The sequence below is a fragment of the Pseudomonas sp. 65/3-MNA-CIBAN-0223 genome (assembly GCF_040310425.1).
Classification (GTDB): Bacteria; Pseudomonadota; Gammaproteobacteria; order Pseudomonadales; family Pseudomonadaceae; genus Aquipseudomonas; species Aquipseudomonas gregormendelii.
Window position 1 is genome coordinate 1 of the sequence record NZ_JBEOPV010000013.1, and the last position, 12,422, is coordinate 12,422.

The window sequence follows — 12,422 nt, forward strand, 5'->3', positions numbered from 1 at the left end:
GTTTTTCGACCGACGCATGTTTTTTTGAACCTCAAGTAACGAGGGCATGAAAAATCGGTGGGTACTTCAGACCTTCCTTAAGGCCAAAACTTTAACGTCTGGAACAAATTTTCTTCATGGCGTTCGATTATCGCGAGAATCACTGCTTAAACTCCCTGTAATTCTATCGAAGATAGGAGCGATCAAGACGCCTCAGCACTCGCAACCAAAAAAGGTTCCTCTTCGGATCCTTCAATCTTTAATGCCTCTCGTAATGTCCCAAAAAAGGGACTTTAACTGCAAAAACCAGTCTTAATGTCCCGTATTAGGGACACTACGCCAACTGCTGCTGCCAAATCCACTTCGTCAGGGTGCTTGCCCTCTTTTATAGAGAAACTATAATCAAATCACCGTAGCATTTCCTAATCACCTCAGACGAGACTCCGTCTATGGAACAGTCACCATATGTGAAGTACCGCGATATTTTGCTGAATGAAAAGTACGGCACCGCATACCGACTAGGAGAGCTGGTGCTGGGGTTATATGAACCTGGAAGGTTTCGCCTTCGCAGAGACGACTGTTGGGGAGGTTTGGATGTCCGCCACCGTCAGATTTATCAGGAGTTAGCCGATTGGTATCACGAACATGGAAATGAACATTCGTTCGTGACGGTATGCGAAGCACTCATCTCTCGTGGTGAGCGCCAAGCAGAAGAACTCCATGTTGAGCTCACCCGGCTCAGGGCTACAAAACCCAGTGATTATCCATCGGTAGACGATCGGACAAATGAGGACTCTTACAAGGCCGCGCTCAAATCCTGTGAGCACTTTTTGTCGGTCGCTCGCAGTGACGGTTTTTGAGGGATTGAAGCTCAATGCACTCTTCTACATGGCTGTCTATTTTTGAATGCCGGCTCCGTGAACAGCAATTGCCGCATTCATATCTTCAATGCTCACGGCGGTTTCTGGTTTACGGGTCATGCCCTTGAGGCTCTTAACAGAGTGCGTGACCGCTCGAATGGCGAATTGGCCCGGCTCAAATTCAATGAGTTCGACTCTATCGCCAGGTCGCAATCCGAGGGATGCACGTATCTGCGCAGGGATAGTGATTTGGCCTTTTGAAGACACGGTTGCAGTAGTCATTTGAATACCTTTCGGACGATTCATTTTTGGAGCATGCCCCTTTGGGGATGGCTGTCGTGAACCAAGCCCTGGCGCGAGGCGCCGGTCTTGGCCCATGCGGGCTTCCATCCGCACGCCTGCGCGCTCCGCTTGCCTGCCCCCTCGCCTTCTGGGTGTGTAACGTAACTTTGTGCGCTGTAACGTTAGCAGTGTTACAAAGCACAAAATTACGTTACAGGCCTTATGGTGGGGCATGACATCAGGCACATCGGGCACCGCAAACCCCGTACTAGGCAAAGCTTTTTTCCGAGCCGGAGAAGGGTTGGGGCTTGATGACAGTGATTTGGCAGCCATCTTGGGCGAGCAGGTCTCCATTTTGCTGCGTCTGCGTCATGGAAATGAACTGCTTGAACCTAGCACCGAAGCGCTGAGCCGGGCCACGCTCTTGGTTGAGTTGTATCAGTCATTGCTCGCGCTCGTAGGAACCGAGCAAAATGCAAAGATCTGGCTAAGCAGCCAGAATCGGGGACTGAGTGGCCGACCGCGTGATATCGCATGCCAAACGGGACTGGAGCAAGTAGTTCAGTATTTGGCTGCTACTCGCTCACACATTTAACCTGTCCGGCACATCGCTGAAAATACTGCCATGGAAAACGAAATCAGGAGTGCGGCATGAAGTGGTTCGGTCATTTGGTACGACTCGTTTGTCGAGACAACAGATCAGACCGCGAGCAAGCCAGAGATCGGACGTTCATAGCTACCGTCAACAAACTGAAATCTCTGCGCGTGACACCGGACGGCGGTATGTCGATCGACCCAGATGAGATACGAGAGCAGGTGATAGAGAGTCGTCATGCACTCAAGCGGTTCGTACGATAACCGTAAGCTCCTTCTTTTTATGTGTCCTAGGAAGCCGATTACCGTTTGCACTTCATTCGGGCTCTACTCAGCCGAGCCTATGGCTCGAAGAGGCGATAGCAAGAAAGCACTCTTATCGTGCTCGACCGACCACTTGGTGCGCCCCTCTACACCGTGAACGTCTGACTAAGTTGCGCTGCTAGGACGGAGGTGACGCGAACCTAGTAGACGTGATCACTCTGCAAAACGGCCCTAGCTAACACGTGTCAGGCAAGCTTCTCGCTCATCGACTCCGATAGCACTTCGTTGATTATCGAGTTCATTTCTCTTGCCGAAAGCCAGCTGGCGTTAATTCCTATCTGTGCTTGGAGATCAGCAGCATCATCACGCTGGTGCGCGCATATGAAATACTCAATGGAGCACCTGGCAATTTCAAGCGGCAAATTTTGGGGAGGCGATGACTTATGGTTATTCGTCGCACCTAGAAGATACATGTCCGACGAAAGGGGCAGAATCACGTGAACAAGCTCATCATCCTTATCCACAAAGGGCTTGAAGACTCGCTCGCCTTTCACGTGGAACAACACAACGGAATCCCCCAACGGTAGATCGCCAGCGGCAAATGTTTGTACTGAGTAATGGAGCGCGTTAAAACGTCTAGCGCGGGCAGCTGGAGACACGGACTCGTTGAGAATGCGGACATGACTGCCTCTGATCACGTCCGGTATTAAAGACTTGATACGATTTAATTGGGCAGGCATCTGGGCGGCGACTATAGCTACGAATGGTTGGAATATCTGCTCAAGGGCTGACTCGTCCATAGCGAGCAAGGTTTGAACCTGCTCATGACTGATGCCCTGGTCGACTAAGGCCTTGTCAAAGAGAGGTGAACCTGGTCTGAAATGGTTTTTCGCCAATGCCCTGAGGTTCTCTGGCTCAGATAGATGCTCGAGGATGCCACTGACGCAATCATCCACCAACGACTGCATATTCTGGCGCACGTGCCGGCTTCTGATTTCTAGGTGAGCTAACAGAGCTGGAATCCGCTCGACCACCGCTTCGGTAAGATTGCCGGCACGTAGGTTCTCTACCAACGGTGCATAGACGTCACTTTCTTCATCAGTAATTTTATCGTCCAGATCAGGCTCATTGTCGATGGCATAAAAATACCTTTCGACCCCTACGTTTTGGATATTTGCGGATCTCGGAGATTTGCTCTGTTCGTACACCCAGCAACGGACTATTTTTCCGTTACTTGGAATTCTGAAACCTTTCTGCAAAAACCTTGGAATGAAGTGCTGTCGTGCTCCTGACATGTCGCGCTCTCCCGTGGTTTGTTTGCAAAATGTGGAGACATTAGCTTACCTAGTCATGATGCTGCCCTGATGCTTGCACACCGACCAAAGCGTCCATTGCGGCATATCATGGCCGACAAATGACACACGACTACGCGCTTTCTTCCTCAGCCTGGAAGACTTCAATGAGTTTCTGATTGTAGTCATCCAGATAGCTCTGAAGCCCGTCCCGGTCGATCAGCCGGACGCCTGCTGTGCCGGCCAACTCTTTGGCGGATTTCGTGTAGTAGGAGTTCGTAACGACCATGGCTTCATCGCACCCGTAAAAGGCCTTAGCAGAAATGGCTTGCTGCACAGCCGCGTTGCCTACAGAGCCAGAGTAGTTCTTAGCCTGGATGACCATGTTTTTGCCGAACCGGGTAACGAAAAGATCTGCGCCTTGGTCAGCCGTCTTCTTGGTCTCTTTGACGTCATAGCCAATGGTTTGGAAGATCTCAACAAGGAAGGCTTCGAATTGGAACCCGTCCATGGCATCCACCAGGTACATGGTGATGAACTGGTTCGGATTGAAATGCTCGAGCTGTGATCCCAGCCGCTCGACGAGAATGTCGAAATAAATTTCCTCGCATAGACTCAAGCCATTCCGAAAAGCCTGCAGCGGAAGGAGTGGTACGCCGGATGTGGTGGCTGATTGGGGATTGAATTGAACGTTGGGAAATGGAACGTCATTTTCCCAAAGGTAGTAGTAGAACAAGGCCAAGTCAGACCTGAATGTCGTCCCGGCCTCTTCAATCCAGGAACGTAAGGTGTCGGCAAGATCAGCTCGGATGTGGCGGGTCAACTCTCTCGAGAAGCCTAGGTAGGCAGAGTTGAATGCTGTGGTTTGCAGCAGCTTGTCCAGAAGAGATGGAAGCCCTTCAAGCTCGTCAAAGCCTTTGCGAATCAAGACCTCCCTGAACAGCTCTCTCTCGCTGTACACACCATCCAAACGTGGGCCGGGCACGCCTGCGTCATCGCTACTGGCTGCGCTTTCGCGAGTCGTGTGAATGAAGTTGGTAAAGTATGGCTGGTTCAGCTCCGCATATTTTCTCAACACGTTGTTCAGAAGATCGTTGAGCTGGGCTTGCTCCTTCTTTTTACCGAAGAAGTCTTGAATCAAGCCTTTGGATCTGTATTGAAAGTCGGGATAAAACGAAGGATCCAGTGGAGTAAGGTGCCGCAACGTGAGCTCTGATGACGGCGAAACTTGAGAGCCCATGCACCACGGACATGCTGTTTCGAAAGTAGTCCTGTTGCATCCGTTGCATTGATAAATCATCGTTTCCGTTCCTTCCCAAGCCATCGCGCGCCTTCACGCACATCATGCTAGCGACCATAGCTCAGTGCCATCACTCAGTCCACGAGCTTGTTTCCACTGCACACAGGCGCATCAATGATGGCGAAATCCCATTACGGCGGTTGGACTGCCGGGCCGGCTAGGCTAGAGTTCCAGCATCTATCAGCCGGACGCTCGATAATCTCTCGCAGGTACTCGTGCTCGCTCTAGCAGAGCTGTGGCATTTTGATGGCTTATAATCTGCAAGCCGATATCCGAGTCTTACAGCACAAAAGGAACAGAATATGCCGATACCAGTTATCCCAGTGATCGCTGCTCTCGCGGCGGGCGGGTCGCTGGTTCCTCATGCTGCAGGGGGCATGATAGTCACGTCAGCTGCGGGGTACGTGGTCGGGACATATCTCAGCACCGCTGCGATATCGACAATTATCTACTCTGCAGGTGCCACTGCTCTGGCGGCATTAGGGTTGGGAACAGCGGCGGTTGCTGGTGCAGGCAGCGCGATTATCGGTAGTGCAGGAGTCTTTGGCACCACCGTTGGGGCTTCTGGTCTGACCGGGATCTTAATGTCTGCGGGTTTAATCTCTGCCACACCAATAGCTGTCCCGGTAGGACTTGGCCTTGCCGGAATTACCGGTATCGGAGTCATTGGCTATGCCGCAGTGCAAATGAGAAAAATGAAACGCAGGCTGGCTGAGGTTCCGGTAGGAGTGGAGCTCGAGTTCTCGGAGAAGGACGCAAAGCTCATCGAGAAACTAATCAAATGGCTTGGTAATAAAGAGATTATGAATCAGCCAGAGGATGATTCGCACCCAACCTCAATTCTCACTGCCCACGAGGTCTCTCAGGTACTGAAGGAAGCCGCGCTAGACAAACGCATCATGATACGAAGCTCTATCCCCTCGTGGAATGAGATCTATCATGGCCTCATGTCCGTTGAGACCGATGGCTGGCAGTTCACATTCTTCAACGACTGTCACACCCTGGACTACTGCGAGTACTGCAGATCGCCTGATGGCAGAGTCGGGACGCTTGAATTCTGGCAGCGCGAAGGAGTTGATCCTGTCGACCTATTGAGTGTCTCGGAGAGGGAACAGCTCGAACGGTTACTCGCCACGCTCTGAGCCTTTACGCAAAGCAAGTTACCATTGCCGGCTAAAAAGCAATGGAGACCACACGTGAAAAAGCCACCGATGAAAATCATCATCGAAGAATGGGATGGTGACGGTGCGATTCGAATTCCGGACGAATCGCTGCAGGAGCTCGAGCTGGATGTAGGCGACGCTGTGTATCTGATCGAGTAGTTTGTCGGCAATGCGCGTTGCCTAGTCCTATCAAAAAAGCCTCAGATCACGGATCGAATAGACGAGCTCACTGTTTTTAGGAATATCAAGGGGCGCGGCAACCTCAAAGACAAATGAGGAAGCCAGGAAGTCGTTCGCTGAATCAATGCATCTGACTGTAATTCAAACTTCTCATCCAAAACCGTTAGGCATACCTGGCGTATCACCTGAAGGCGCGAGATTGAGCGGGGATAAAACCCTAAGGAGCGAAAACCATAGCTCGACCTGCTCGCTGATTTTAGGAATCGACGGCCCAGAGAGGAAGGCACAAAAGCACCGAACGCGAACTGTATAGTGCGTCAAAAGACTTGCTAACAGTACACCTCCGGCGTTACGCGTACCCATCAAGCGAAGTCCTGAGCGATTCCCAAAGCCCTTTTGACAAACGTCTGATCTACATAGCCGACATCCTTCCAAGCTTCCACATTAGCCCTGAGATAGTCAGCTAAGCCGTCAACGCCCACCTCCTGGGGAAACTCCATCATTGAGGCTATCCGGTGCAAGGTCTGAACAGGAATGCCTATCTCCTCCAAGGCGTTCACGCCTGGGGGGAGATGAAGATTCTCAAAGATCATCCTCAAATGGCCATAATCGATTTTGCCCCGAATGTTGCGCTTCGCCGCATGCACACGAACGACATCCTCCAGCAGTCCCAGCAGTTTCGGAATAGTGTATCCGAAGGTGTTGGTCACGAGCTTCAGATCGTTGTTGAGCATGTTCGAGAGCGTGTGCTCGTCACCCTGCTCGATCCGCTGCTTCGCATACACAATCTGGCTCTTCAAATAGTCTGAATAACTCGAAGCGTTCAGGTAGCCGGCCAGCTTTGCCACGATTACCTCGGCGGTTTTAGTCTGTACCCCGTTTCTGGAAAATGTGTTGGGCACTACTCGAGAGATCACCTTGGCAAAGGTTTTCAGGAACTCTGCCGCTGGCAACCAGTGGAAAACGAGCGACGCAAATTGCTCATCCTTCAGCATCTCAACCAAGCTGTACAACTGCTCGAACTGCTCCATTCTGAAGTGGGAATGCTTTTTCACCAGATCAATGGAGAAACGGTCTTGATCGAATGCATCCTCAAACCTGTCCTGGGAAAAGTCGGACAGATGATCAGGCTGCGCGCTAGCCAGGAGGTTGAGTGGGGTGTCTTCATCTTGTACACCTAATGGGATGGCCACCTCTTGGTTGAGGTTGTCTTCCGGCACATCCTCCAAGCAGAACACCTTGCCAACGAAGTGGACACCCATACGGCCCGCGCGCCCCTTGATATTGCCATGGGTGAATTTGTCGATACCGCGACTCCCGTCCCTGTTGTCGTAGATGACTACATTCTTCGCGACCGTATTCACGCCCTCAATTATGGTCGAGGTGCACAGTAGGAATCGGATGTCACCGGCATTGAAACGATCCGCCGTGTACTGCTGGAGCGCCCTAGGAAGACCACCAAAATGCAAACCAATGCCGTTCTTTAGCGCGACGGTGTAGTCCCACTCAGAATCAAACTCTTCAGCGACCCAGTCGATGTGTTGACTCTTGAACTCCTGGCCATATCCTAGCCGGATGAGCTCCCGTGCCACTTTTCCGGCAACACCGGAGGACTTGCAGTAAACAATCGTGGCACCTTCACACTGCTTGGCAATCTTGGCCAGCGCTCTGAGCTTACCCTTGTCATCGTTTGCCTCCACACCAAACGTCTGCACGTCTACGGCGACTGTGTTGAAATCTGCTGAAATGAATGTGTGCTTGTATCCGAGCTCTGTTAGTCCGCGAATGCTGTTCACGAAGGGGCCGGTGAGATAGAACTGCTTCGATACCTTCAAGAGCTTGCTCAAGGCGATGTTAAGCTCGATAACCCGCTCGTCCTTGAAATCAGTTCCACCGCTTTTCAGTTGCCGGAAGGCCAGCTTGTAAAACTCGTCGATGACGAACAGATCGATGTTCTGGATGTCGTCACGCTCATTGACCCTTTCTTGGGTCAGGACGTATACAGCCCTGTCGGAACGGCACACTTGTGAGCTGTGATGGATGATTTGATATTTCTCACCAAACCGATCCTGTAGACGGCGGCGGGTCTCGTCGGCCAAGGCCACTGTAGGCACGACCAGCACCACACGGTTCAGTCTCCCAAGCCCTAGTAGCGAGTCAACGATGGCACTCTTCCCCATGCTCGTAGGAGCACTGAGAACTAGGTTGCTGCCCGCTTTCAGCAGGTCGAAGATGTGAAACTGCATCGAGTGGAACACGTACTTGTCAGAGAACGGCGTTCGATACAGGTCGAGCGCGACACGGTCTCCGGGGGTGAGGTCGGTGAACTCTTTCTTGAGGTAGGGAAACAGACCCGATTTCCTAACCATGTTTCGCAAGATGCCGGTGTGGTCTGAAAATTGTTCGCGGGCATCTAATGCCCTGACGATCAAGTCACGCCCGAGATTGTTCGACACCGGATTGGACAGGAGAGTATTGATAGCTGCCAGGTATCGGAACGCCGAAAAACCCTCACGCCCCAAGCTGAGTTTCGCTACATCATAAACTTCAGTCATACGGCGTCCCTCACGTTATCCTCAACCATCCTGATCAACCTTCCCAAACTTGGGGCGGGGTAAATGAACACATCAATGGCGAGCTCCGCGAATGGCGAGTCATGTTGCAGATCATCCGCAAACGCTTCGAACAGCGCTCTCGTTTCATGCTCCAGATTGTCCTCATGCCCGGACGTTTCCGGTTCCGTCAGCAGCGACGAGTCATAACCGACAAACAGCACGAATCGGAACCGCTCCAGATGGGACTCGAATGCATGGCTACCGTCTAGTATCTCGTCGATGTCATGGCGCAGCAGGTAGTCATCATCCTTTATGTCGAGGATCTTGCCCCTTGCGGTGTCGAACCAATCGGAGATTTCCTCATACAGTTGCTCCCGGATCTCCGGCAATCGCGTGGTGATGTTCGCTGCAGTCACCAGTTCACTGAAGCCAACCCAGAGCTGATCGCCCTCTGGGTCGCGGCGGACGATGTGTACATTCTCCAAGATCTTTTCTTCACCGTCCCCGTCCATGTAGAGCAGGCATGGGATGGGTTGGCTTTCGTGCATCTGGCGAATCGTGGCATGGAGGAGCACCCGACCTAGAAAAGAACTGACGTCCGTCAATGACTCGAACACTTTCGTCTTCAACCGCTGTCGCTGTTCAACGAATGACAGTTTGTGGATGTCCGCCATCTCCTTGGGCCGAAGAAACACTTCATCCAGCCATTTGCACACATTGTCGACGATGTGCTTATAGCGGTAGCGTCTCAGGCTGTACTGCTGATGGAGCACACGGCCGTTTCTCTTGGCGCACGGTGACGAGAGCTGACTTCGAAAAGGAACGAGTATGTGCGGCAATTCGCGTTTGACGTAAACCTTGCGACCAGCGCGCTTCTGATCGTCATCAACCAGCTTTTTGAACCAGGTGTTCAAATCCGCGCCAATGTATGACTTATTATCCACAGAGTTGATCCTGCGGGACAAAGCACCTTTGCGAGTGACCGTGTCCAGAATCCCTCGCCAAATATCCTCTGCACAAGACTCTGTACTGAGACCAACCCCGTGGAGATCCTGTGCAGCTAAGCGTATGTTCCTTACCCCAAGCAACTCAATCTCCCGCATGGTACGGAAGACCTCCCAGCAAGCTGCATCAACCCACGTCTCAACGTCAACGCCACTTGGAGCGCAATAGTCTGAGGTCTTCGAGTTCAGGTAGTCTATCAAGTCCTCGCGGCCCGGTTTCCCCGTCCGATCGTTGCGATTGATCAGCAAATATTCAAGGGTCACATTGACTGGGTGTTCCGTGACGATGCGAAATTTTCTCGGAACGGTAAGGCTAGGCTCACTCTGCATGGATTTGTGAAGAATGGAGCTAAAGGGGATTTTTTTTGTTTTCCCGGTACTCGCAGTGAGCACGACCAGATCGGATTTTGCCCAATGCGTTTTAGAGGTGGTTTTCACCTGTACGAATTCGACGAAGTCATCGCAGACGACATCGATGTCGTCCGTAACTTCACACCGGACACGCTGGATAGACTTGTCACGCAACATCTGTGTTACGTAAAAAGCGGCAACACAATCTTGGAAGATGAAGCCGTGCTTGGCGGCTACTCCGCCAGCGTCATTAGGTTCCATCTCGACTTCCGTGGCATAGAGGATTGGAATTTATGGCAATAGCATCCGTCCGTCCATACGATTAGTGGCATTTAGCCAACTATCGCGATTTTTTTGTCTTAATTCAATCAACGATCGGATTCTCAGCGCAAAAGTCCAATTGCTCAGTAAGCGCAAGGGAATCGTTGATTGACAGGGGGAAATGATCAAGGCGCGCGGTCATAACAGGTCGTATTCAAGCCGAAAGCCGCGTAGATCTCGAGAAAGCTTGCCCAAAGGCATTAGAAGTAAAAGACCCTGTGCGATGCGTTGGCTGTAGCAGGATAAGAGTGCAATTTTTTCTGGAGGTTGGTCGAGATGGGGAAGCGCCAAGCCGGCTTCGACCAAGGCATTTTTTAACAAATGAACGTTTTCGTCGCCCAGCCATTCTCGGCTGAGGTACTCCACTTTACTGCGCGCCTTCAGCGGCCCATGGCTGAGAAGAAGTTCTACCACTGCTTGTTGAAGTGCTGCAGCTCCAAGATATGATCTGGCTACTTCCCAAAGCTTACCTTCTTGCTCCAGATCCAAGCGCCAATGAAACCTAGCTCTGACTGTCATTATTGGCCATTCGCTTCTTAATGTACGTCGTCGGCCCTCTCGGCCATGCGGCGTCACTGATAGTGGTACCCACGAGGTTCTCAGACACCCGTCTGATTTTGACTTTTCGAGTGGCTTGAAAAGCTAGCCGCGACTCACGTCGCTAACATGCGAGCTGCCCTTCTCCATCGACGAGCAGAGTATCCATTCACTTAAGTCTTAACGTTTAAGCACCAAGCAGCCGGATCCTAGGCATAAGCATTAGAAATCGATCGAGTCGGATGATCTGAAAATCTATGGGTGTCAGGATTGGGCAAGAATTCCAAGATCTCTGCTTCTGTTTTGTTATCAAATAAGAACTCCGCTTTCTGTTTTTGAATTCAAGGCCACTGAGAAATTATTTTTTTGGATCGCGCCCGGGTTCCGTGTTGTTTACAAATTTACACCGTCGCTGCAGCAGCCCTTCCCTGCTCGTGGCGCTGGCTCCGTGACCTTCATCAGCCCCGTCCTCCATGGGCAACCGTAAGGTCGTGCGTATAATGCGTTTTCTCTCAATGACTTAAGCTGTCCAATGAAAAAACTGCTCTCCGTGCTAGTGCTGGCCCTCTCTGTAATTAATCACGCTTTATCAAGCCCTCCATCTACGTTTTCTGAAGCTAAGGTCGTTGCAAAACAAAAAATCTATCTCGACCAGGCGAACAGTTCGATGGGCGATTTGTATTGCGGCTGCAAATGGACGTGGGTAGGGAAATCTGGTGGCCTTATCGATGCTGAGTCATGTGGCCTTAAGGCGAGGAAGCAAGAGACTCGATCAGAACGTACTGAGTGGGAGCACATAGTTCCAGCCTGGACATTCGGCAACCAACGTCAATGCTGGCAGAACGGTGGTCGCGAGCATTGCGTGGACGATGATCCGGTATTCCGCGCGATGGAAGCAGACCTTTTCAACCTCTACCCATCTGTAGGTGAGGTAAATGGCGACCGTAGCAATTTCAATTATGGAATGGCGTCCGGGGTCTCGCCGCAGTATGGCCAGTGCAAGACGCGAGTTGATTTCGATCAACGTGCTGCGGAACCGCGTGACGAGGTTAAAGGGCTGGTCGCCAGGACAACGTTTTACATGTTCGACAGATACAAGCTGAGCATGTCTCGTCAGCAGCAACAGCTACTGATGGCCTGGGACAAGCAGTATCCGGTTTCGTCTTGGGAGAAAGAGCGAGATCGCCGCATTGCAGCAATCATGGGGCACTCCAATCCATTCGTAACTGGCGAGCGTCGATGGTCACAAGGGTACAAGGCAGTTGGTGATGGGGTCGTTAGCGTGATTCCTGTTAATTCTGCGCGAGTAGCAGCCCAGCCAACCCTCGCGAGCGCGAGCGGGATAGGTGTAATCATCGGTAACCGGAAGAGCCAGGTGTATCACCTCTCAGTGGGGTGCCCTAGTTATGGTCAGGTGTCCGAGAACAATCAGGTTTCCTTTGCGTCAGAATCTGATGCACAGGCGGCGGGATATCGAAAAGCAGGTAACTGCAAATAGTTGCTTCTTGTTGAAAGCCGGCCTCGCGAAACCGAGGCCGTTTCCAATTCGTACCGATTACCTGGATCCATCAAAGTCATGGCCCATGGGAGCGCCGCTGAGTCGCTGCGAGGGAGTGCCTGGAGTCTTAGTGTTTGCTGAGCCCCAAGATCAGGTTAGCCAAGCCTATACCAATCTTCAGCAGATCAAGTATCCGGTCAAACCAGAGGCGCTCGCTAGTAACGATACGAGTTGATTCTGGA

General features: G+C 51.7%; 10 protein-coding genes and 1 pseudogene. 5 read left to right on the plus strand and 6 right to left on the minus strand.

Annotated features, from left to right (window positions below; translation table 11 throughout):
- Positions 1-428 precede the first annotated feature (428 nt).
- Positions 429-839, plus strand: coding sequence for a hypothetical protein (locus AAEZ09_RS17205; RefSeq protein WP_350600164.1), 411 nt, complete (start codon positions 429-431; stop codon positions 837-839).
- 36 nt (positions 840-875) lie between these two features.
- Here AAEZ09_RS17205 and AAEZ09_RS17210 read toward each other — a convergent pair whose 3' ends face one another.
- The gene (locus tag AAEZ09_RS17210) at positions 876-1,121 is read right to left on the minus strand and encodes an AbrB/MazE/SpoVT family DNA-binding domain-containing protein (protein ID WP_350600165.1); all 246 of its coding nucleotides are present in this window, start codon (positions 1,119-1,121) and stop codon (positions 876-878) included.
- 232 nt (positions 1,122-1,353) lie between these two features.
- On the opposite strand from AAEZ09_RS17210, the gene AAEZ09_RS17215 reads away from it, so the two are divergent.
- Complete coding sequence (locus AAEZ09_RS17215; protein ID WP_350600167.1) at positions 1,354-1,716, plus strand: antitoxin Xre/MbcA/ParS toxin-binding domain-containing protein; 363 nt, start codon at positions 1,354-1,356, stop codon at positions 1,714-1,716.
- 508 nt (positions 1,717-2,224) lie between these two features.
- Here AAEZ09_RS17215 and AAEZ09_RS17220 read toward each other — a convergent pair.
- Both AAEZ09_RS17220 and AAEZ09_RS17225 read right to left on the minus strand, forming a co-directional pair.
- Positions 2,225-3,274 carry a DUF4238 domain-containing protein gene (locus AAEZ09_RS17220; protein ID WP_350600168.1) on the minus strand — a complete coding sequence of 350 codons (1,050 nt, stop codon included), beginning with the start codon at positions 3,272-3,274 and terminating at the stop codon, positions 2,225-2,227.
- A 130-nt stretch (positions 3,275-3,404) separates the two neighbouring features.
- Positions 3,405-4,571: a restriction endonuclease gene (locus AAEZ09_RS17225; RefSeq protein WP_266019632.1), complete on the minus strand. Its 1,167-nt coding sequence runs from the start codon at positions 4,569-4,571 to the stop codon at positions 3,405-3,407.
- A 302-nt stretch (positions 4,572-4,873) separates the two neighbouring features.
- Here AAEZ09_RS17225 and AAEZ09_RS17230 point away from each other — a divergent pair, with 302 nt between their 5' ends.
- Together AAEZ09_RS17230 and AAEZ09_RS17235 are read left to right on the plus strand one after the other, a co-directional pair.
- Complete coding sequence (locus tag AAEZ09_RS17230) at positions 4,874-5,713, plus strand: DUF7693 family protein (protein WP_266019634.1); 840 nt, start codon at positions 4,874-4,876, stop codon at positions 5,711-5,713.
- A 54-nt stretch (positions 5,714-5,767) separates the two neighbouring features.
- A pseudogene (locus tag AAEZ09_RS17235) lies at positions 5,768-6,010 on the plus strand (AbrB/MazE/SpoVT family DNA-binding domain-containing protein).
- A 266-nt stretch (positions 6,011-6,276) separates the two neighbouring features.
- Here AAEZ09_RS17235 and AAEZ09_RS17240 read toward each other — a convergent pair.
- The 3 genes from AAEZ09_RS17240 to AAEZ09_RS17250 form a co-directional block, all read right to left on the minus strand.
- Positions 6,277-8,469 carry a DEAD/DEAH box helicase gene (locus AAEZ09_RS17240; protein WP_350600170.1) on the minus strand — a complete coding sequence of 731 codons (2,193 nt, stop codon included), beginning with the start codon at positions 8,467-8,469 and terminating at the stop codon, positions 6,277-6,279.
- Positions 8,466-10,085: a HamA C-terminal domain-containing protein gene (locus AAEZ09_RS17245; protein WP_350600172.1), complete on the minus strand. Its 1,620-nt coding sequence runs from the start codon at positions 10,083-10,085 to the stop codon at positions 8,466-8,468. The genes AAEZ09_RS17240 and AAEZ09_RS17245 overlap by 4 nt, the downstream gene beginning before the upstream one ends.
- Before the next feature lie 198 nt (positions 10,086-10,283).
- Positions 10,284-10,634 carry a hypothetical protein gene (locus AAEZ09_RS17250; RefSeq protein WP_266019640.1) on the minus strand — a complete coding sequence of 117 codons (351 nt, stop codon included), beginning with the start codon at positions 10,632-10,634 and terminating at the stop codon, positions 10,284-10,286.
- A gap of 580 nt (positions 10,635-11,214) precedes the next feature.
- On the opposite strand from AAEZ09_RS17250, the gene AAEZ09_RS17255 reads away from it, so the two are divergent.
- A complete protein-coding gene (locus AAEZ09_RS17255; RefSeq protein WP_350600173.1) occupies positions 11,215-12,180 on the plus strand; it encodes an endonuclease in 966 nt (321 codons plus the stop codon).
- The last annotated feature ends 242 nt before the right edge of the window (positions 12,181-12,422 follow it).

What these genes read in the sequence shown, in the direction of transcription:
- AAEZ09_RS17205 (WP_350600164.1), top strand. Translation starts at nt 429, where the DNA reads ATGGAACAGTCACCATATGTGAAGTACCGCGATATTTTGCTGAATGAA.
- AAEZ09_RS17210 (WP_350600165.1), bottom strand. Translation starts at nt 1,121, where the DNA reads ATGACTACTGCAACCGTGTCTTCAAAAGGCCAAATCACTATCCCTGCG.
- AAEZ09_RS17215 (WP_350600167.1), top strand. Translation starts at nt 1,354, where the DNA reads ATGACATCAGGCACATCGGGCACCGCAAACCCCGTACTAGGCAAAGCT.
- AAEZ09_RS17220 (WP_350600168.1), bottom strand. Translation starts at nt 3,274, where the DNA reads ATGTCAGGAGCACGACAGCACTTCATTCCAAGGTTTTTGCAGAAAGGT.
- AAEZ09_RS17225 (WP_266019632.1), bottom strand. Translation starts at nt 4,571, where the DNA reads ATGATTTATCAATGCAACGGATGCAACAGGACTACTTTCGAAACAGCA.
- AAEZ09_RS17230 (WP_266019634.1), top strand. Translation starts at nt 4,874, where the DNA reads ATGCCGATACCAGTTATCCCAGTGATCGCTGCTCTCGCGGCGGGCGGG.
- AAEZ09_RS17240 (WP_350600170.1), bottom strand. Translation starts at nt 8,469, where the DNA reads ATGACTGAAGTTTATGATGTAGCGAAACTCAGCTTGGGGCGTGAGGGT.
- AAEZ09_RS17245 (WP_350600172.1), bottom strand. Translation starts at nt 10,085, where the DNA reads ATGGAACCTAATGACGCTGGCGGAGTAGCCGCCAAGCACGGCTTCATC.
- AAEZ09_RS17255 (WP_350600173.1), top strand. Translation starts at nt 11,215, where the DNA reads ATGAAAAAACTGCTCTCCGTGCTAGTGCTGGCCCTCTCTGTAATTAAT.